The sequence below is a fragment of the Novosphingobium sp. CECT 9465 genome (assembly GCF_920987055.1).
In the GTDB taxonomy this organism is placed as follows: domain Bacteria; phylum Pseudomonadota; class Alphaproteobacteria; order Sphingomonadales; family Sphingomonadaceae; genus Novosphingobium.
The window spans coordinates 707867-728078 of the sequence record NZ_CAKLBX010000001.1 but is presented as its reverse complement, the minus strand read 5'-3'; the positions used below and the strand labels follow the sequence as shown (position 1 = coordinate 728078).

Below are 20212 nucleotides of genomic sequence, written 5' to 3'. Positions count from 1 at the left end.
AAATTCTCAGTTTTCGGGAGGCAGGTCGAAAGGATCGTCTTCGCGATCCTGCGAGCGGCGACGCGGCTCGACATTGCGCGCAGGGGCAGCCTGCGCGGGGGGTTTGAGCAGGTCGTCCGCGCCAGGCTGAACCTCGCGGCCATAGGGGATCGGCGGGGTGCGCTGATCGGGGGCCAGCTTCAGCTCGGCGCGATTGCCGCAGCCTGCGAGCGCGAGCGCGCCCACAATGGCCAGCAAGGATGTGCGCGAGACGCTCAAGCCGTTTCCTCCAGCCCCAGCGCCACGCGCGCTTCGGCCACGCGCTTCCTTACCTCGTTCGGCGCGGTTCCGCCATGGCTGGCGCGCGAGGCAACGCTGGCGTCGACCGAGAGCGCGGCATAGACGCGATCATCGATGCGCGCGTCGATGGCCTGAAGGTCGCCCAGCGGCAATTGATCGAGCGCAACGCCCCGGCTTTCGGCCAGCTTTACGGCACTGCCGGTGATGTGATGCGCCTCGCGGAACGGGATGTTGGCCTGCCGCACCAGCCAGTCGGCCAGATCGGTGGCGGTGGCATAGCCCAGCTCTGCGGCGGCGCGCATCCGCTCGGTACGGAACCTGGCCTCGGCCACCATGCCGGTCATCGCGGCGATCGACAGCGCGAGCAGCGAGGCGGCTTCGAACACCGGCGGCTTGTCGTCCTGCATGTCCTTCGAATAGGCGAGCGGCAGGCCTTTCATCGTGATCATCAGGCTGGTCAGGCAGCCGACGATACGCCCCGAATGCCCGCGTACCAGTTCGGCGGCATCGGGGTTCTTCTTCTGCGGCATGATCGAGCTGCCGGTCGAAAGGCTGTCAGGCAGCGTCACGAAACCGAAAGGCTGGCTTGCCCAGATGATGAACTCTTCGGCCAGACGCGACAAGTGCAGCGAACATTGCGCAGCGGCCATCAGGTAATCGAGCGCGAAATCGCGGTCGGATACCGAATCGAGGCTGTTGTCGGTCGGGCCATCGAAGCCCAGCGCTTCGGCGGTGCGGAAGCGGTCGATGGGAAAGCCGGTGCCTGCCAGAGCCGCAGCACCCAGCGGGCTGCGGTTCATGCGCACACGCGCATCGGCAAAGCGCGACCGGTCCCGCCCGGCCATTTCGTAATAGGCCATCAGGTGATGCCCCAGCGTCACCGGCTGCGCGGTTTGCAGGTGAGTGAAGCCCGGCATGATCGAATCGGCATGTTCGCCCGCCCGGCCAACCAGCGCGACCTGCAACTGCTTCAGCCCCAGTTCGGCCTGATCCATCGCATCGCGCACCCACAGGCGGAAGTCGGTCGCCACCTGATCGTTGCGGCTGCGCGCGGTGTGGAGGCGGCCTGCCACCGGGCCGATCAGTTCGGCAAGGCGGCTTTCGGTGGTCATGTGAATGTCTTCCAGGTCCCAGTTTTCAGGGACTCCATCGGCCTCGTATTCGGCGGCAACCCTGTCCAGACCGCCCGCAATCTGCGCCGCATCATCGTGCGTGACGATGCCCTGCACCGCCAGCATGTCCACATGGGCCTTTGACGCGGCGATATCTTGCCTCCACAGCGCCTTGTCGAAGGGAATCGAGGCGTTAATCTCGCGCATGATGGCCGAAGGGCCGTTTGCGAAACGCCCGCCCCACATCTGGTTGGAGCCTGAATTGCCGCTCATATCCGTCCATTCGCCCAAATTGCTGGTCCTGCTGGCGGCGCTAGCCGTTGCCGGGTGCGATAGGCAAGCCGCCCCCGACGCGCAACCGCAGAGCAGCACCAACCCCTGTGAATCTGATGGCGTGAGTTCGCTCACCGGGGAATTCGACATCTCATCGCGAGGGGCCGAGATACCGGATTTCACTGTGACCGATCCGTCGAAGAAATCGCTTCGACTACGAGATCTGAAAGGAAAACCATTACTGGTGAACCTTTGGGCAACGTGGTGTGGCCCCTGTGTTCTGGAAATGCCTGTTCTCGATAAACTGGGGGTGGACTATGCCGATAAGCTTCGCGTGCTGACCGTTTCGCAGGACATGGCCGGTGCCGATAAAGTCGCCGCATTCTATACAGAGCGGAAATTCGCTAAATTGGAACCGTGGCTCGATCCGGACAACAATCTCGGTTTTCATTATGAAACCGGAATGCTGCCAACGACTGTCCTTTACGATTCTCAGGGCAAGGAAGTGTGGCGGATGATCGGCGCGCATAATTGGTGCAGCCCACGCACTGCCGCAATGCTGTCGGAGACGGTTGGAAAGTAAAAGAAAGCCCACCCCCGGCCCCTCCCGCCTGCGGGAGGGGGGAAGAAATGCCTTACTTCGCCCTCCCGCGGGCGGGAGGGCCGCGAGACTTAATGAGCCGTAGGCGAATTTAGTCGCAGTGGGGTGGGCATCCGCCGCATCCCCAACGCACACTACCGATCGCGATTGACAATCCCCGCCGCGTCTCTAGAGGGGCCAGCGGGCCACGCGGTCCCAACGCCGCGCGTGCTCTCTGTAAGGAGAGACTACATGTCTGTTGCTATTCCGGCTCGCAAGCCTGCGCGCCCGTTCTTCTCGTCCGGTCCCTGCGCAAAGCCGCCCGGATATTCTCCCGAAAAGCTTAGCTCCGAATCGCTGGGCCGGTCACACCGCGCCAAGATCGGCAAGACGCGTCTTCAGTACAGCATCGACCTGATGCGCGAAGTGCTGCAGCTGCCCGATACGCACCGCATCGGCATCGTTCCGGGGTCTGATACCGGCGCTTTCGAAATGGCGATGTGGACGATGCTGGGCGCCCGCCCCGTCACCACCCTGGCCTGGGAATCGTTCGGTGAGGGCTGGGTGACCGATACTGCCAAGCAGCTCAAGCTCGATCCCACGGTCCTGCGCGCCGATTATGGCCAGATTCCAGACCTGTCGCAGATCGACTGGTCGAACGACGTGCTGTTCACGTGGAACGGCACCACGTCCGGCGTCCGCGTTCCCAGCGCCGACTTCATCCCGGCCGACCGCGAGGGTCTTTCGTTCGCAGACGCCACCTCGGCCGTCTTCGCTTACGACATCGACTGGTCGAAGATCGACGTCGCCACCTTCTCCTGGCAGAAGGTCCTGGGCGGCGAGGGTGGCCATGGCGTTCTGATCCTCGGCCCCCGCGCCGTCGAACGGCTGGAAACCTACACCCCGGCATGGCCGCTCCCCAAGGTGTTCCGTCTTGTGTCCAAGGGCAAGCTGGCCGAAGGCGTGTTCAAGGGCGAAACGATCAACACCCCTTCGATGCTCGCCGTCGAAGACGCGATCTTCGCGCTCGAATGGGCGAAGGATCTGGGCGGTCTCGAAGGCCTCAAGGCGCGCAGCGATGCCAATGCGGCTGCGCTGGACAAGATCGTCGAAGAGCGCTCGTGGCTTGCGCACCTCTGCGCCGATGAAGCAACCCGGTCGAAGACTTCGGTCTGCCTCTCGGTCGAAGGGGCGGATGCAGACTTCATCAAGAAGTTCGCTGCCCTGCTCGAAAAGCAGGATGCGGCCTACGACATCGCCGGATACCGCGATGCCCCCGCAGGCTTGCGCATCTGGTGCGGAGCGACCGTCAACGCCGAAGACATCACTGACCTCGGCCCGTGGCTCGATTGGGCATACGCGACGGTTCAGGCCGAACTGGCTGCTGCCTAAACCACATCTCTTTGCGTCACCCCGGACTTGATCCGGGATGACGCCGAAGCCCTCCTGAAACCAACCGTCACCCTGAACTTGTTTCAGGGTCCATGCCTCCCCCGGCACCGACATTTCCTGCCGACGGATGGATGCTGAAACAAGTTCAGCATGACGACTGCTTTTTACATCGGACTGGATCGAATCATGACCAAGCCCAAAGTTCTCATCTCTGACAAGATGGACCCCAACGCCGCCCGCATCTTCACCGAAATGGGCTGCGATGTTGACGTGATCACCGGCGAAACCGCGGAACAGCTGGTCGCCCGCATCGGCGCATACGATGGCCTTGCCATCCGTTCGTCCACCAAGGTGACCAGGGAAATCCTTGCCGCTGCCACCAACCTCAAGGTCATCGGCCGCGCCGGCATTGGCGTCGACAATGTCGATATTCCAGCAGCTTCGGCGCAGGGCGTGGTGGTGATGAACACTCCGTTCGGCAATTCTATCACCACCGCCGAACACGCCATCGCGCTGATGTTTGCCCTCGCCCGCCAGATCCCCGAAGCCAATGCGCAGACCCAGGCAGGCACATGGCCCAAGAACGGCTTCATGGGCATCGAAGTCACCGGCAAGACGCTCGGCCTGATCGGCGCGGGCAATATCGGCTCGATCGTCGCCAGCCGCGCGCTTGGCCTCAAGATGAAGGTCGTCGCGTTCGATCCATTCCTGACGCCGGAACGCGCCATCGAAATGGGCGTGGAAAAGGCCGATCTCGATACACTGCTGGCCAAGGCCGATTTCATCACGCTGCATACGCCGCTGACCGACCAGACCCGCAATATCCTCTCCAGAGAAAACCTCGCCAAGACAAAGAAGGGCGTCCGCATCATCAACTGCGCGCGCGGCGGTCTGATCGACGAAGCCGCCCTGAAGGACGCACTCGATTCGGGACAGGTTGCAGGCGCCGCGCTCGACGTGTTCGAAGTGGAACCGGCCAAGGCATCGCCGCTGTTCGGCACCCCGAACTTCATCTGCACCCCGCATCTCGGCGCCTCGACCAACGAAGCGCAAGTCAACGTCGCGTTGCAGGTGGCCGAACAGATGGCCGATTTCCTCGTCACCGGCGGCGTCACCAACGCGCTCAACATGCCGTCGCTTTCGGCAGAGGAAGCGCCCAAGCTGAAGCCTTACATGGCGCTGGCGGAAAAGCTCGGCAGCCTTGTCGGCCAGTTGGCGCATGACAACCTGACCAAGATTTCGATCGAGGTCGAAGGGGCCGCCGCGCAACTGAACCAGAAGCCGATCACCGCAGCGGTTCTGGCCGGTCTGATGAAGCAGTATTCGCAGACCGTGAACATGGTCAACGCGCCGTTCCTCGCCAAGGAACGCGGGCTGGACGTGCGCGAAGTGCGCCATGACCGTGAAGGCGAATACCGTACGCTGGTCCGCGTCACCGTGGGCACGTCGCAGGGCGAACGCTCGGTCGCAGGAACGCTGTTCGGCAACGGCCAGCCGCGTCTGGTCGAAATCTTCGGCATCGGCATCGAAGCCGATCTCGATGGCGACATGCTCTACATCGTCAACACCGACGCACCCGGCTTCATCGGCCGCATCGGTACGCTGCTGGGTGAAAACAGCATCAACATCGGCACCTTCCACCTTGGCCGCCGCGATGCCGGTGGCGAAGCGGTGCTGCTGCTCTCGCTCGACAACCCGGTCCCGCAGGACGTGCTCAAGGCCGCTTGCGACATCAAGGGCGTCCGCGTGGTCAAGGCGCTGAAGTTCTGATCTGACGGAGCGCGGAAGCCCACCCCCAGCCCCTCCCGCCCGCGGGAGGGGAGTAGAAGGGCCGACCGTAACTCCCCCTCCCGCAAGCGGGAGGGCACCTAAACTTCCCCCCTCCCGCAATCGGGAGGACACCTAAACTTCGCCCCTCTCGCAAGCGGGAGGGGTTGGGGGTGGGCTTCCAACCTCAAGTTTGCACACTGACCAGCCCTTCATCGACACGCCGCAAATTCCCCGCTAAGGGCGCGCGTCATGGATAACAGCGACCCCGATCTGCTGCCTGAGGGCCTCGAAGACCGCCTGCCGCGCGATGCGGCCACGGCCACGCGTGTGATGCGCGCCATCCACGGCACGATGCACGGCCACGGCTATGACCGGGTCATGCCCCCCTCCATCGAATTCGAACGCAGCTTTGCCGCGCGCATGGCGGGCATTCAATCGCGCCGCATGTTCCGCTTCGTCGATCCGCTGTCCTTGCGGATGATGGCGCTCCGCAGCGACTACACCCCGCAGATCGGCCGCCTCGCCGAAACCCGTCTTGCCGAAGCCCCGCGCCCGTTGCGCCTGTGCTATGCAGGCCAGATCGTCACGATCAAGCCCGATGGCCTGAACCCCGCGCGCGAAAAGCTGCAATGCGGTGCCGAACTTGTCGGCGCGGACAATGTCGCCGCCGCCGCCGAGATCGTCGCGCTGGCCATCGAGGCGCTTCAGGCCGCTGGTGCAAGCGGCGTCAGTGTCGATTTCACCCTGCCTGATCTGGTCGATACGCTGGCCGAAAAGGCCCTGCCGCTGGACCCGTCACAGATCGAAGCCGTCCGCCGTGAACTCGATACCAAGGACGCAGGCGGCCTGCGCGATGTGGGCGGCGAAGCATACGTGCCGCTGCTCTACGCCACCGGCGAATTCGACAGCGCCATCGAGAAGCTGGCCGCGATCGACGCCAAAAATGCAAATGGGGGCGGCGCGCTCGCCAGCCGCATCAAGGCCTTGCGCGAAATCGCCGCCAGCCTGAACGGCATGGCCCGCCTGACGCTCGACCCCAGCGAACGCCACGGCTTCGAATACCAGACCTGGTTCGGCTTCACCCTCTACGCGCAAGGCGTGCGCGGCCCCGTCGGTCGCGGCGGCACCTACCGCATCGCCGGCAACGGAGCAGGCGAGGCTGCAACGGGCTTCTCGCTCTACCCCGACGCCCTGATCGACCTTCTCGCGGCGAACGAACCGGCGGAAGACCGCGTGTTCCTGCCGCTGGGGCATGATCGCGATGAGGCTGCTCGGTTGAGGTCGATAGGCTGGCGCACGGTTGCGGCTTTGTCGGACGCGGATAGCGCTGAGGCGCTGGGCTGCACGCATGTTTTGGGTGTGGGTGGGCCGGAGAAGGTTTGAGGGGAAAAAGGAACGTCTCTCCTCCTGTCAACCTACGAATGCAATGACACCAATACACAGAAGCCAACACGCCTCCCGATGCACATCCACGGACATTTCATCATCGCTTGGGACGCCAGCAAAGAATGTTCCAATAGCCGCGAGGTACATATCCACTTGTTGATTCATCGGCTTGTCGATGTAGTCGCTCAGGCTCCCCGGTGAACCCAGCGTGTATAAAGAAGTGCCATGCACATCGTCTATCGGAATATGAAAAAGCGGAAGGGAATTTGCTTTCAATTTCCGGTTTATCCCCTTGAGCCACACTTGACGCCAGCCACGCATTGGGCTGATCTGTCCTTTTAGCAGGAGGAACCTATGCGGCTTAACGCTCATGTTAGGATTGAGATCGCCCTTGGCGCAATGTTGCTGCTGGGCAGTTGTGGCGACAATGCCTATCGTCGCTTTACAGAGGGTGACTATGACCGGCTAGACGTTGCCGACGTCAACGCCCGGAACGCGATCCACCGTGTGGACGCTCTTGAAAGCCGCGTGGCTGAATTGGAGCAGCGTTTAGGCATGTAGTTACGTGTCAGAAATAATATAAAGAAATTTTGATACGGCAATTACGACAACAGGTGCGAAAATCTCTGAATATCTGTTTTTCTACAGCACGGAAGAAGACGGTTCGTCCCACAACTTTCGCCATTCAACCAATTCAACAGCAGCCCCACAAACCACCGCCCCCTCTACCGTGGCCCCGTGCTTGACACGGGGCTTGGCTACCTTTCGACCTCGCCGTCCCGCGCTTCCACCGCCGGACACCACTGGTCCCACAGGTCCAGCCAATCGGGATTTTCCGCCTCTATCAGCGCGAATTTCCATTCCCGGCGCCACTTTTTGACCAGCTTCTCGCGAGCGATCGCTGGTTCGATTTCGTCGTGCCGCTCGGCATAGACCAGCCTTGTCTTGCCAAAGGTGGGCGTCTATCCGGCTTGCATACGCTACCCCCTTTTTCGTCACCCTGAACTTGTTTCAGGGTCCATTTCGCCCCACGAAAAGCCGTGCGCGTTGATAGATGGATCCTGAAACGAGTTCAGGATGACGGTTTTGCTACGTTGACGAATGGGATAATCGCCCAAAGGTGAGGTTGCAAGGGAAGCCAAGCCCCGTGTCAAGCACGGGGCGACGGGCAGGGTGTTGGATGCTGGCGAACAAACCTACCTCCCGAACACCCCCTTCAACCAGCGGTCCACAACGCCCGTCGCCGGATAGTCCGCCTCACCCAGCTTGCGGTTAATCTCGGCGTGGCCCTTCAGGCCTTCGCCCGGAAAGCTGGCGACTTCTACGCCCGTCCCTGCCTTGCGCAACACAGCGGCCAAGCCCTCAGCCTGTTTCACCCCGTCCGAACGCTGCACATGCAACAGAAGGAACTGCGGCGCATTGGGCGCGGCGGCCTGCAACGTCGGCGATAGCGCGCGCTGACGCACCGGATCGGTGCCGAATGCCTGAACATAGGTATCAGCCATGAACCGCCCGGCCTCTCGCATCTGCGCAGGCACGTCATAGGCCGCGCCGTCGTTGGGGATCACGCCGTCCACATCGGCGAAGGACAGCCCCGCCCCGCGCAGATAGCGCTCGTCCGTGCCCACCAGCGCCACCAGATGCGCGCCCGCGCTGTGGCCCATCAGCACGACCCTTGTGCGGTCAATCCCCAAGGCATCGGCCCGCGCCAGCAACGTAGCCAGCGCCGAGGCGACATCGGCGGCCTGCTGTTCCACTGTGGCCGCTGGCACCAGCCGATAATTGATCGACGCGAAGGCATAGCCCTGTTCGGGATAGTGCACCGGCTTGGCGCGGCCCGTCGCGCTGTCCTTGCTGCCGCGCTTCCAGCCGCCGCCGTGGACATAGAGCACCAGCGGCGCTTTGCCCTTGGCCGTCTTGGGCAGCCAGAGGTCCAGCACCTGCAACGGGTCCTTGCCATAAGCGATGGTCTGCGCGCCGGGGATACGGCCTTGAACCGCCTTCTGCTCCATCCGCTCGGCCCGGCGTTCGCGCCAGCGCTCGCCAATCTGGGCCTGTGCCACGCTGCCAGAGACGACCGCCACGCCCAGAGCGCCCGCAATCCAGAACTTCCGCATGATCCGGCCCTTACCTGTCGATGACTTGGCGAAAGTTGCGCCTTTGCCCGTTTACGCATGATGAATTGCCCTGTGCGGTGTCACACCCTTGACTTTCACGCGCTTAAGCCCCTAACGCGCGCTCCGAAATCAGGGCGCATGCCGCCCGTCAAAACCATCCGTTTCGCCGAGTCCTGTCGAAGGGCGCTACCGGATCCATATCTAAGTCCTTTTGGGGCAGGGTGGAAAAGTAAAACCATGGCCAATGTAACCGTAATCGGCGCCCAGTGGGGCGATGAAGGCAAAGGCAAGATCGTCGACTGGCTGGCCAGCCGCGCCGATGCCGTCGTACGTTTTCAGGGCGGCCACAACGCCGGTCACACGCTGGTAGTGGGCGAACAGGTCTACAAGCTTTCTCTCCTGCCGTCGGGCATCGTTACCGGCACCCTGTCGATCATCGGCAACGGCGTGGTGCTCGATCCCTGGGCCTTGAAGGCCGAGATCGAGAAGCTGACCGGGCAGGGCGTAGAGATCAACGCCGAAAACTTCGCCATTGCCGATAATTGCCCGCTGATCCTGCCCCTCCACCGCGATCTGGACGGCCTGCGTGAGACGGCGGCGGGTTCGGGCAAGATCGGCACCACCGGGCGCGGCATTGGCCCGGCCTATGAAGACAAGGTCGGCCGCCGCGCGATCCGCGTGTGCGATCTGGCGCACCTCGATGCGATGGATTCGCAGCTTGATCGCCTGTGCGCGCACCATGACGCACTGCGCGCAGGCTTCGGCCAGCCGCCGGTGGACCGCGAGGCGCTGCTGGCCGAACTGCGCGAAATCGCGCCTTACGTTCTGCAATTCGCGCAACCAGTGTGGAAGCGCCTCAATCAGGTGCGCAAGGCGGGCGCCCGCATCCTGTTCGAAGGCGCGCAGGGCGTACTGTTGGATGTCGATCACGGCACCTATCCGTTCGTCACCTCGTCGAACACCGTATCGGGCACCGCCGCTTCGGGTTCGGGCCTTGGTCCCAACGCCACCGGCTTCGTGCTCGGCATCGTCAAGGCCTATACCACCCGTGTCGGCTCCGGCCCCTTCCCGACTGAACTGGAAGACGCAACCGGGCAGCGCTTGGGTGAGCGCGGCCACGAATTCGGCACCGTGACAGGCCGCAAGCGCCGCTGCGGTTGGTTCGATGCCGTGCTGGTCCGCCAGTCCTGCGCCATTTCCGGCGTCACCGGCATTGCGCTGACCAAGGTCGACGTGCTCGACGGCATGGAAAAGGTGAAAATCTGCACCGGTTATCGCCTGCGCGGAAAGGTGCTGGACTACTTCCCCAGCCACGCCGCCGATCAGGCCGAAGTCGAACCGATCTACGAGGAAATGGACGGCTGGGCAGGCACCACGGCCGGTGCGCGGTCGTGGGCAGACCTGCCCGCGCAGGCGATCAAATACATCCAGCGCGTACAGGAACTGATCGAAACGCCGGTTGCGCTGGTCTCGACCAGCCCGGAGCGCGAAGACACGATCCTTGTCCGCGATCCGTTCATCGATTGATTTGGGAAGCCAGCGCCGCCTACGTCCGAAAGGGGGCGCGTGGCGGCGCTGTTGCTGTTCGAAGCGTGATGGCAGTTGGTGGCCATAGTGATTCTTCAGCCACTACAGGCATATTTTCTCCACAATGGATGCATAACCTCGGCAGGGCCGACAGCGACTTGGCACCGTCCAGGACGGAAAAGCGCGCAATTGCGTGGCCTTGCGGGCGACCAAACTCCGATCAAAACTCCACTTGATCCAAAACCGAAGTAAATGGTCTTGACCTGCACCCTGTTTGTTCCTCACTTGTTCCGCACGTAGTGATACTAAGGAACATGTCGATGGCGCAAACACTGGCACAGTTCGATTATCCGGTTGGGGATGTCGCGCTTCTGCAGCCGCTCTCCCCGCCAGCCGTAGCGATCTTTTCAGACCGGGCCTATCTGCGCACGGAAATGGCAGAAGATGCAGCGGCGGCGGGGCTGCGTGTCACCCGGATGGCAGAACTGGGCGCCTTGCTGGCCGAAGCGGAACAACCGCTTGGCGATATGGTGCTCGTCGACTGCCCGGTGCTCGAAGGGGCTGATCTGGCCGCGCTTACCCGGCTCGACATGCGCGCCGCGCGGGCGGGGACCCAGCTGGTCGTCTCTACCAGCATCGGCTCGCTTGATGACGTATTCGGCTGCCTCGATCAGTCCGAGGCGCATATCCTCGTCAGCCCAAGCAGAGCGGACCGGATCATAGCCCTTGGCCGTCTGCTGACCACAGAAGGGTCGCGGGTGCGGGAATTGTCGGACCATGACCGGATGTCGCTGCTGCGCCTGACCGAACAGGTTTCACAGATCGCATTGCAGCTTGAATCGCTGTCGTCGGCATCGCCCGAAAGCGCAGTGGTGAAGGCATCGACCTTCAATTTCGACGGTAGCGGCGCGCGCGACCCCGCGTCCCAGCGGCTTGTGCGCAAGCAGCGCCCCGCGCTTCCTGACCCTCGGCATGTGCGCAAGATCATCCGGCAACGGCAGATGCGCGCGCGATTCTTTGAAGGAGAGCTTTTTGCCGATCCGGCATGGGACATGCTGCTGGATCTCACCGCCGCACAGGCAGAGCACAACCGCGTGTCAGTCACCTCACTGTGCATCGCGTCGGGCGTACCGCCTACGACTGCGCTGCGCTGGATCAGCCAGATGTCCGAACTGGGGCTGCTGTGCCGGGCAGAGGACCAGACCGACCGCAGGCGCGCCTTCATTACCCTGTCAGACCAAGCAACCCATGCGATGGCCCACTACTTTGCCGAAGTCGTATCAGAAGGCCTAGTCATTTGAAGCGAACATCCCCAGCGCCATGCTGCGGGTTTCAGACAATCGGCCATCTGCTGCCGCGCAGAATGCTCGACCTGGCCGGCAGGATCGGCGAATGGAGGACCGAAACAACGCAGACCCAGCCTAGTTTCCAGCCTGATGGGTAGCCAATATCTTTGCTGACGCGGCAGGTGCCGGTTCCGCCAGCAACTTCTGCAGTTTTTGCGCAAACGCCGCGTCGCTGTCGGTCGGTGCGATGATGTCGACAAAAAAATCGTTGCGGTCATAAAGGAACGCAGACGTGGTGTGGTCTAGTGTTTCGCGACCGTCCGCTGCGGCAACGCGCCTGACGAACACGCCGGCGCGATCGGCGATTTTGTCAAGGACTGCGGGGTTGCCGGTGAGTGCCTGAATTTCTCCGCCAAGCTCTTTTGCCCCAAGTTCCTTTGCAAAAGCTGCAAGCCGTTCGGGCGTATCGTGCGCCGGATCGATCGAAATGAACACGACCGGCAGATCAGATGCAGATTGGCCAAGAGATTTGCGCACCTTCAGCACACGCCTCAACATGGTTCGACATGGATCGGCGCATTGCGTGTAGCCGAAGTAGACCACGTTCGGGCGACCTTTCAGGCTTGCACGATCAAACAGGCTGCCGTCGGCTGCAACCAGCTTGTACCGGCCCGCATCATCCACGCTGGTTTCAGGATATGCTGACGATCCCAGCAGCCAGATGGCCAGTGGCACACCCATGATCGCCAGCGCCACATACGCAAGGAATTTCCGGGCGACCGTGCTCGTTGACATCGATGTTTGTACCATCCCGAAACCGTTGACCCAAAGCGGATTTATTGTCACCTGAACATGCCCTTTCGGGCATGTTTGCCAGTTCGTCCCGGCCAATACGAACCTGCTGAAATTCAGACCTGCACCGTGTTTTCAAAGCAAGCGGAAACACCTGCTGCATCGAAAACCATGGTAGGACAATGATCTGGATCAGCCAACTTATGCAATCAGGCCGGGTCCCGCTTTAGTCAGGCCTGCTTAACCTGTAGGTCAGTTCGGCACTGCCATTTGTGCGGACCGTCACACCCCATGTACTGCGTCCGTCCTTGCGCCGCAGCGGTGCAGAGGCCGATTGCAGGCGAGTGTTGGCACCGGTTGCGATCCGCGCCTCGAAACGCACCGGGACGGGGCGGGCATTGCGCACGACAAGCCGCAAGGTCTGCGAGCGGGCATCGGTCTTCACCGTTTCGACTTCGACGGTGACCTGCGTCGCCTCGGCCAGCATGATCTCCACGTCCTCGCCCACCGCACGGTCGGCAATGCCACCTTCGCCCGATAGCAGCAGCGCATCGCCATAAGGCTCGAACACGGTAACCGGACCGCCCGGAAGCGGCAATCCAAGGCCGTCCTCGGTGCGATTGCGTGTGCGCAACATCTGGCGCACTTCGCCCGCGCTGTCTTCCCACACCTCGGCGCGGTACAGGGCGTCCATCTTCACGCCCATCTTCTGCGCGAGTGCAACCTGCTTTTGCGCATTCGCGGCGACGGTGACCGACACGGGTACGCGGTAGAGTTTGAGGTCACCCAGGCCTTCCTGCTGGACGGTAACCGGGGAGTCCATCTTCATCGCGCGCTGCGCAGTGACGATAATGTCGGCCCTTTCCATGGCTGGGGCATACATCGCCATCGGCGCGGGCGGCGGTGGAGGTGGCGGGGGTGGCGGGGGCGGGACCTGCGAGAGTTCGCACCGCATGACGAGTTCACCGCCCGATGGAACTTCGCTCCGCTCCGCATCTTCGCGGTTCACTTCCCCCGCGATCACCGCGGTTTCCGCATCGGTAAAGCTGGTGGAATCGCTGCTGGCAAGCGTGACCCACGCCGCAAGGTCTGCGGTGCGGCCATCGGGGTTCATGTGAATCACGTAATTCGATTGCCAGTCAAAACCCCATGCGAGGTAGGACAGCGAGAGCGTGACCTTCTGCGGCGCGGCGCTTTCGGTCTCTATCGAGAGCGTGGGGCGCGCGGACAAGTCCTTTGGCGCTTCGGTATAGAGTATTTCATCGTCCAGCCCGCCGCAATTGGCCACTTCGAACCCGGCGGTGGTTTGCAGGATGGCCGCGCCGTCGGGGGCGGAGCGGATCACGGCGCGCTCCTCACGAATGCCGCCATTGCCGGGCAGCGTACGGCGCAGGGTTACGGGCCTTCCAAACATGCGCGCATAGAGGCTGCGCGGGGACAGCAGATCGGCGTCGAGGTTCTTTTCGCGCACACCGGAAGGCAGCCCGGTGACGATGGCGCTTTCAGGAAACAGCCCCGCCGCGACGCCTTCGAAGCGGATCGTGGCTTTGCCTGCCGGAATCTGGACCGTGCGCCTTTCTGTGATGAGTGCGTAGCCCTCCAGCCAGTTCAGGTCCATCGCCCTGTCGCTATCGCGATCCGGCGCGCGATAGACACTGACAGAAACGGAATCCGGCGCTGAGGACGTTACCACACCCTGCCCCATCACAGGGGCGCCGGTGCAGAGCAGGAACGCAAGGGTGAGCGCGCGGCGCACCGGCGGCTCAGTAACGTGAGTCGAACTGGACGGTGAGCGTGGCCTCGCCATTGGCGGGAACGGGGACCTGCCACGCGCGCTCATCCGCAGAGCGCTGTTCGCCCTTGATGCTTTCGGACGGAACGCGGGTATCGTGCCACCAGTTGTCCAGCCCGCCCTGCACCACTTCCACGGTGACCGGCGTCGCCTTTGCGTTGGTGACCTTGTAGGTCATCGTCGTGCGCCAGAAGACCTTTTCGGTTTCCACGGTGACTTCGGCGGCGGCCTTCCCCGGCGTGGTCACACGATAGCGGGCGGTGCGCTCCCATTCGCCGGTGTCGATCCGGTCGCGCTTGTCCAGCATGGGCTGGACTTTCACATCGAACGCCTCGCCGGTTTTCAGCGCCAGGGCGGACCCCATCAGAGTGTGGCCGATGCCGTTTTCGCCAATGAACTGCGGCTGACCGCGTGCATCGCGCATATAGACACGCACGGTGCCTGCGGGCAGCGCATCGCCAAGGCCCGCCTCACGCGCGGTGGAGAAACGCAGCACGGTGTCAGCGCTTTGCGGTTCGGTCTGGTTCTGCAGCCAGCCGTTGCGGAAGTGATAGGCCCTGGTTGCCGGAGCGCCAGCCACGTCGAGGAAACTGACCTGCTTCTGCTGGGCATTGGCGACGGTGGTGCGGCCCGCGATCGGATAGACGTAGAAATCGCCGAGGCTTTCGCGGTTGGCGCTCTGCGTACCGGGGCGGTTGCCGGGCATGACGTTGCCAGACATCGTCGGGCGCTGCGGGCGGTAGTTCTGGTTGTAGCCGTTGTTTTCCTGCCCGACCGCCCCGGCAACGAGCAGGACCTTCGCCTTGTCGAATGTGGTGCCGCTGTTATTCTTGAGCGTGATCCAGCCCTGCACATCGATCCTGCCCGCCGCTTCATCGAACAGGGCCACGTAGTCTGCCTTCCAGCCGAAACCACGCGAGAGGTAGCTGAGCGAGACGGGCCGCGCGCCCGGCGTGGTGGTATCAAGCGTGACCGACAACGTGGGTCGTGCGCGCAGGCCAGCGGGCAGGCTGGGGAACACGACGCGGGCGGCGTATTGGTTAAGCACTTCGATCCGATCGCCCACGCGGACCACGGTGCCGCCGTTGTTGGCGAGAATCGTGGCGTTCTCACGCGTTTCAACGCCGGTGGCGGGATTGGTACGGACAAGGGTAACTGTCTGTCCCACGGCCTTGTCCATCAGCTTTTCGGGCGTGAGCAGGTCGTAATCGAAGTTCTGTTCGACAATGCCAGTGCCGCCCGCGTTGAGCGTCACCGTTTCCGGCCGGATCGCGGCGGAGACATCGGGGAATTCCTGCCGGGTGCGGCCCGTGGGCAGGCTCATCTGGCGCACATCCTGCACCAGCGCGAGATCGTTGTTGTAGATCGTCAGCGAGACGTCGCCTTGAGCGGAAGGGGGAGTAGATTGGCCATTTGCGATTGCAGGCAGCGTTGCCGCCGCCAGTGCCAGAACCTTGCGCATATGTGCCCCTCCATCGAGTCCCGATGGCTAGACTTTTCGTGACCGCAGATCAACGCAAGCTGAACGGCGGTTGCGATGAGCGGCGCGTGGCCTAAACAGGAGCCATGACCGAACACGCATCGCTGCTTCACGATGGATTCCTCCTGCTTGGTTTCGCGCTAGTCTTCGTTCTGCTGTTCCGGCGGCTGGGACTGGGCGCGACACTGGGTTATCTGGTGGCAGGGGCGGTGGTTGGCCCGCAAGTGCTGGGGCTGGTCGGCGATGCCGAACAGAAGCTGGGCATTGCGGAACTGGGAATCACCCTGCTGCTGTTCCTGGTGGGGCTGGAACTGAACCCCTCGCGGCTGTGGCGGATGAAGCGCGACATTCTGGGCCTTGGGCTGTTGCAGGTGACCGCATGCGGCCTTGCCGTGGCGGCGATGATCGGGCTGACGACGGAATTCAGCTGGGCGGCGGCGCTGGCGCTCGGCCTGCCGCTGGCACTTTCATCGACAGCGCAGGTCCTGCCCATGCTGCAATCGTCGGGCCGTTTGCGCACGCCGTTCGGCGAACGGGCCTTTGCGATCCTGCTGTTTCAGGATCTTTCGATCATCCCGCTGATCACGATCATCGCGGCGATGAGCCGCAATCCGGCCGATGCCGGTGGTCCCCCCGGCTGGCTGCTGGCGCTTTACACTGTGGCTGCACTGGTCGGGCTGATCGCGGCGGGGCGCTTCGTCATTCGCCCGCTGTTCCGACTGATCGGCAACCTGGGCGAACGCGAGATGTTCGTCGTGGCGGCGCTGTTTACCGTCATGGCTTCGGCGGCGGTGATGGAAGCGCTGGGCCTTTCCACCGCGCTGGGCGCGTTTGTCGCCGGCGTGATGCTGGCCGACAGTCCCTATCGGCACGAACTCGAAGCCGATGTCGAGCCGTTCCGCTCGATCCTGCTCGGCCTGTTCTTCCTTGCCGTGGGGATGATGCTGAATCTCCAGGCCATTGCCGATCGTCCGCTGTTCGTGATTTCGATGGCGATGGGCCTGATCGTGATCAAGGCCGGGATCATCTTTCTGATCGCGCTCGCGTTTCGCATGCCGTGGCGCGGCGCGCTGGCGCTGGGTCTGCTGCTGAGCCAGGGCGGCGAATTCGGCTTCGTGCTGTTTGCGCAGGCCCAGCAGGCGCTGCTGGTCGCGCCCGATGCCGCCAGCCTGTTCGGCGCGGTCGTCACTCTTTCCATGGCGACCACACCGTTCCTGATGATGGCCACCAGCCGCTTCCGCAAGGAAGCCGATGTTCCGGCAGGCGAACGCGCCGGGCCGCAGGCGGACGGTGCCAACGCGATCATCGTGGGCTTCGGGCGCTTTGGGCAGGGCGTCAGCCAGATGCTGCTGGCAAGCAACATCGCGGTGACGATGGTCGATACCGACATCGAAATGATCGACGTTGCGGCAGGCTTCGGTGCGAAGGTCTATTTCGGCGATGGCACCCGGATCGACCTGCTGCGCCAGGCAGGCGCAGGCGAGGCAGAGATGATCTTCTTCTGCATCGACGGTGACCAGATTTCGCCGGAATTCGTCGAGGCCGTGCACGAAGCATTCCCGCGCGCCGCAATCTACATCCGCGCATTCGACCGCCGCGCACTGATTCGCCTGAAAGGCTCGCCCGCCAGCGCCGTGGTGCGCGAAGTGCTCGAATCCGCGGTACGCATGGCGCGCATGGCGCTGAACGATGCCGGCCTTTCGGAAGAAGCGATAAACCGCGCCGAAGACATGTTCCGCGCCCGCGACAAGGAACGCCTGAAACTGCAGGTCGAAGCCGGTGACATCCGCGTGGCGCGCGACCGGATCATCACGCAGCCACAAGGTCCTGACAATTGACGATGTCCGGCAGTTGACGCCCGCGCCAAACCCGGCAATAGGCAATTGCACAGGCTGGGGCGCTTAGCTCAGTTGGTAGAGCATCTCGTTTACACCGAGAGGGTCGGCGGTTCGAGCCCGTCAGCGCCCACCATCCTGTCTCCATCGCCACCACAGCACGATCTATCGCGTTGTTAACGCGGCGCTAACCGTATCGTGCAAATCTTTCGGGCATGGACCGGAGGATAATCGCTGCATTGTCGTTGGCCGCAATGGTCGCAGGCTGTATCGGCGCACCCGAACAGACCGCGCGCGCGCCTTCGCGCAACACTGGCGCTTCAATCAGCCAGACGCCGCAAGGCCGCGCCTGCCTGGCGAATCTGGGAACGACGCAAGCCGGTTTCACGCCGCTGGCGGATCAGTATTACGGGGCGGGATGTTCAACTCTTGGCGCAGTGAAGATGGCCTGGCTCAAAGGCGATGACCGGCGGCTGGAAGTTGCCAACCTCGGCCCGGTCACATGCCCGATGGCCAATTCGCTCCAGCACTGGGCGCGTTACGGGGTTGATCGTGCAGCCCGGCAAATCCTCGGCAGCGCCCTCGTCCGCATCGAAACCATGGGCAGCTATTCATGCCGCAACGTGGCCGGCACAAGCCGCCTTTCCGCCCATGCCACTGCCAATGCGATAGATGTGGCCGCGTTCCGGCTGGCCGACGGACGACGGATCAGCATTCTGGGCGACTGGAATTCATCCTCGCCGCAAACCCGCGCCTTTCTGCGCACGGTGCGCGATAGCGCCTGCAAGCGGTTCGGAACGGTGCTGACACCCGAATACAACGCGGCCCACCGCGATCATCTGCATCTGGAGCCGGGTGGGCCAAGGCCTCTTTGTCGATAGCGCAGGCTTTGTATCAAGCGGCCAGTTCGTCCAGCCCCGTGGCTTCAATGCGGAGACGCACTGCTTCGGCGGCGTGACGCGCGCCAAGTTTGCCCATCATCTTCATGCGATGGATTTCAACCGTTCGCGGGCTGATATCGAGCTCGCGGGCGATGGCCTTGTTGCTGCAACCTTCGGCGAGACGATCGAGCACTTCGCGTTCGCGCGAACTGAGCCGGGCAATGCGCTGGCGGGCTTCGGCCGCGCGGGCGCGCTGGACGCGGAAGGAATCGGCTTCACGCGCGGCCTGCGACACAGCTTCATTCAGCGGCGCAATCTGCGTGGGCATGGCAAGGTAATCGAGCGCGCCTGCCTTTATCGCGCGGACCACCGCGGACGTTTCAGGGGTTTCAGAAATTGCGATCACCGGCAGCCAGTGCCCTGCGCGCATCATCGCAGCAATCAGGTCGGGAATGCCCTCCCCCACCGGATCATCCTGCGCCAGCACAAGGCCACCCGATGGCGCATGCGCCAGAAGCTCCTGTGCGTTTGCGTAAATTTCGGCATGGTGCCCTGCTGCAAACGCGAGACGCGCCAGTTGGGCCCTGCGGGCGGTGTCACCATCTAGGATGTGAAGAGTTACGCGATCAGCCATGCCCGGATTAATCACCCGGATGCGGAATAACGCCACAAGCGTTTGTTTCGTAATGAACCGATTGTTATGGTAGCGCAGGACTTCCTACAGGTTTTTCCTAAGGAGTTTCGCTTCGGGAACGGATCATTCCTTACTGCATTTTGCGTTTCTGCCGGAAGCCGCAGCTACGAATTGCACACCTCCGTCGCAATCATGGCTCCACCGACAACACGCCGTTAATCCTGAAACCTCTTTCGCAATTGCAAAAATCGGCGTGGAAATGTCAATTTCCGCCAGGCTGTTCACCATCCTGTTCGAAGCTGTACCCCGGCAATGAATGGAACGCCTGGCGCAATGCCTCGCTCCAGCTTGACGAGATCGCCTTGAAATAAGGGTCACTCGCCAGGATACGGCGCTGGTGAAGCGGCTCGAACCGGTCACGTTCGATCACCATGAGATCGAATGGCAGACCGACCGATAGATTGGCGGCCAGGGTGGAATCAAACGAGACCATCAGCAGCTTGACCGCGTCCTCGAAGCTCATCGTCCGATCATACCCGCGCAGCAGGATGGGCCGCCCATACTTCGTCTCGCCAATCTGGAAAAACGGAGTATCGAAGCTTGCCTCGATGAAGTTGCCTTCGGGATAGACCATGAACAGGCGCGGCTCCATGTCCTTGATCTGCCCGGCCACGATCATCGATGCGGTAAAGCGCGGTCCGGCTGACTGCATGCCGCCATCCTGACGGCGCTCGATCACGTTGCGCAGCAATTCCCCTACCTGGGTTGCAATCTGGAACATCGTCGGCGCTTCGAGAATCGACGGACGGCGATCGCAAGGAGCCTTGTTTCGCTCTTCGAGTTGCGAAACGACGGCTTGCGTGGTTGCAAGATTGCCCGCGGTCATGATCGTGATCTGGCGTTCGCCGGGCACTGACCAGTGGAACATCTTGCGAAACACCGAAATGTTGTCGACTCCCGAATTGGTACGGGTGTCGCTCATCAGCACGACACCTTTGTCGAGCATCATTCCCACGCAATACGTCATTGACCTGCCCCGATTTTCCCTGCCCACTTTGCCGAATTGCAGCCCATGG

At 62.6% G+C, this 20212-nt stretch carries 18 protein-coding genes and 1 tRNA gene; 10 read left to right on the top strand and 9 right to left on the bottom strand.

Annotated features, from left to right (window positions below; translation table 11 throughout):
• Positions 1–6: 6 nt before the first annotated feature.
• Positions 7–258: a hypothetical protein gene (locus LUA85_RS03540; protein WP_231466965.1), complete on the bottom strand. Its 252-nt coding sequence runs from the start codon at positions 256–258 to the stop codon at positions 7–9.
• Positions 255–1637, bottom strand: coding sequence for an argininosuccinate lyase (gene argH, locus LUA85_RS03535; RefSeq protein WP_231466963.1), 1383 nt, complete (start codon positions 1635–1637; stop codon positions 255–257). Before argH ends, LUA85_RS03540 begins: the two co-directional genes overlap by 4 nt.
• Here argH and LUA85_RS03530 point away from each other — a divergent pair.
• The 4 genes from LUA85_RS03530 to LUA85_RS03515 all read left to right on the top strand — a co-directional run bounded on the left by LUA85_RS03530 (position 1597) and on the right by LUA85_RS03515 (position 6789).
• Positions 1597–2247: a TlpA disulfide reductase family protein gene (locus LUA85_RS03530; protein WP_231466961.1), complete on the top strand. Its 651-nt coding sequence runs from the start codon at positions 1597–1599 to the stop codon at positions 2245–2247. The genes argH and LUA85_RS03530 overlap by 41 nt on opposite strands.
• Before the next feature lie 249 nt (positions 2248–2496).
• The gene (locus LUA85_RS03525) at positions 2497–3636 is read left to right on the top strand and encodes a phosphoserine transaminase (RefSeq protein WP_231466959.1); all 1140 of its coding nucleotides are present in this window, start codon (positions 2497–2499) and stop codon (positions 3634–3636) included.
• A 186-nt stretch (positions 3637–3822) separates the two neighbouring features.
• Positions 3823–5406 (top strand): phosphoglycerate dehydrogenase, encoded by a 1584-nt coding sequence (gene serA / locus LUA85_RS03520; RefSeq protein WP_231466957.1) that lies wholly within the window; start codon positions 3823–3825, stop codon positions 5404–5406.
• A gap of 249 nt (positions 5407–5655) precedes the next feature.
• Positions 5656–6789: an ATP phosphoribosyltransferase regulatory subunit gene (locus LUA85_RS03515; RefSeq protein ID WP_231466955.1), complete on the top strand. Its 1134-nt coding sequence runs from the start codon at positions 5656–5658 to the stop codon at positions 6787–6789.
• A gap of 27 nt (positions 6790–6816) precedes the next feature.
• Here LUA85_RS03515 and LUA85_RS03510 read toward each other — a convergent pair whose 3' ends face one another.
• On the bottom strand, positions 6817–7113 hold the full coding sequence (locus LUA85_RS03510; RefSeq protein ID WP_231466953.1) for a hypothetical protein: 297 nt from the start codon (positions 7111–7113) through the stop codon (positions 6817–6819).
• A gap of 33 nt (positions 7114–7146) precedes the next feature.
• Here LUA85_RS03510 and LUA85_RS03505 point away from each other — a divergent pair, with 33 nt between their 5' ends.
• Entirely contained in the window at positions 7147–7353 is a 207-nt protein-coding gene (locus LUA85_RS03505) for a hypothetical protein (protein WP_231466951.1), read from the top strand.
• A 635-nt stretch (positions 7354–7988) separates the two neighbouring features.
• On the opposite strand, the gene LUA85_RS03495 is transcribed toward LUA85_RS03505, so the two are convergent.
• On the bottom strand, positions 7989–8909 hold the full coding sequence (locus LUA85_RS03495) for an alpha/beta hydrolase (RefSeq protein WP_256448214.1): 921 nt from the start codon (positions 8907–8909) through the stop codon (positions 7989–7991).
• A 237-nt stretch (positions 8910–9146) separates the two neighbouring features.
• Here LUA85_RS03495 and LUA85_RS03490 point away from each other — a divergent pair, with 237 nt between their 5' ends.
• A complete protein-coding gene (locus LUA85_RS03490; protein WP_231466949.1) occupies positions 9147–10436 on the top strand; it encodes an adenylosuccinate synthase in 1290 nt (429 codons plus the stop codon).
• Positions 10437–10756: 320 nt separating this feature from the next.
• A complete protein-coding gene (locus LUA85_RS03485) occupies positions 10757–11737 on the top strand; it encodes a MarR family transcriptional regulator (protein ID WP_231466947.1) in 981 nt (326 codons plus the stop codon).
• A gap of 120 nt (positions 11738–11857) precedes the next feature.
• Here the strand turns inward: LUA85_RS03485 and LUA85_RS03480 are convergent, their stop codons facing one another.
• The 3 genes from LUA85_RS03480 to LUA85_RS03470 all read right to left on the bottom strand — a co-directional run bounded on the left by LUA85_RS03480 (position 11858) and on the right by LUA85_RS03470 (position 15768).
• Positions 11858–12517 carry an SCO family protein gene (locus LUA85_RS03480; protein WP_231466945.1) on the bottom strand — a complete coding sequence of 220 codons (660 nt, stop codon included), beginning with the start codon at positions 12515–12517 and terminating at the stop codon, positions 11858–11860.
• Between the two features lie 223 nt (positions 12518–12740).
• On the bottom strand, positions 12741–14321 hold the full coding sequence (locus tag LUA85_RS03475) for a DUF4139 domain-containing protein (protein ID WP_231466943.1): 1581 nt from the start codon (positions 14319–14321) through the stop codon (positions 12741–12743).
• A complete protein-coding gene (locus LUA85_RS03470; protein ID WP_231466942.1) occupies positions 14278–15768 on the bottom strand; it encodes a DUF4139 domain-containing protein in 1491 nt (496 codons plus the stop codon). Before LUA85_RS03470 ends, LUA85_RS03475 begins: the two co-directional genes overlap by 44 nt.
• A 104-nt stretch (positions 15769–15872) precedes the next feature.
• On the opposite strand from LUA85_RS03470, the gene LUA85_RS03465 reads away from it, so the two are divergent.
• From LUA85_RS03465 to LUA85_RS03455, 3 genes are all read left to right on the top strand, one after another.
• Positions 15873–17624, top strand: a complete 1752-nt coding sequence (locus LUA85_RS03465) for a cation:proton antiporter (protein ID WP_231466940.1) — start codon at positions 15873–15875, stop codon at positions 17622–17624.
• Positions 17625–17681: 57 nt separating this feature from the next.
• Positions 17682–17757: transfer RNA gene (locus LUA85_RS03460), tRNA-Val, on the top strand.
• Between the two features lie 79 nt (positions 17758–17836).
• The gene (locus tag LUA85_RS03455; RefSeq protein ID WP_231466938.1) at positions 17837–18502 is read left to right on the top strand and encodes an extensin family protein; all 666 of its coding nucleotides are present in this window, start codon (positions 17837–17839) and stop codon (positions 18500–18502) included.
• A gap of 13 nt (positions 18503–18515) precedes the next feature.
• Here LUA85_RS03455 and LUA85_RS03450 read toward each other — a convergent pair whose 3' ends face one another.
• Positions 18516–19136 (bottom strand): response regulator transcription factor, encoded by a 621-nt coding sequence (locus LUA85_RS03450; protein ID WP_231466936.1) that lies wholly within the window; start codon positions 19134–19136, stop codon positions 18516–18518.
• A gap of 262 nt (positions 19137–19398) precedes the next feature.
• Positions 19399–20163 (bottom strand): proteasome-type protease, encoded by a 765-nt coding sequence (locus LUA85_RS03445; protein WP_231466934.1) that lies wholly within the window; start codon positions 20161–20163, stop codon positions 19399–19401.
• Positions 20164–20212: the final 49 nt, after the last annotated feature.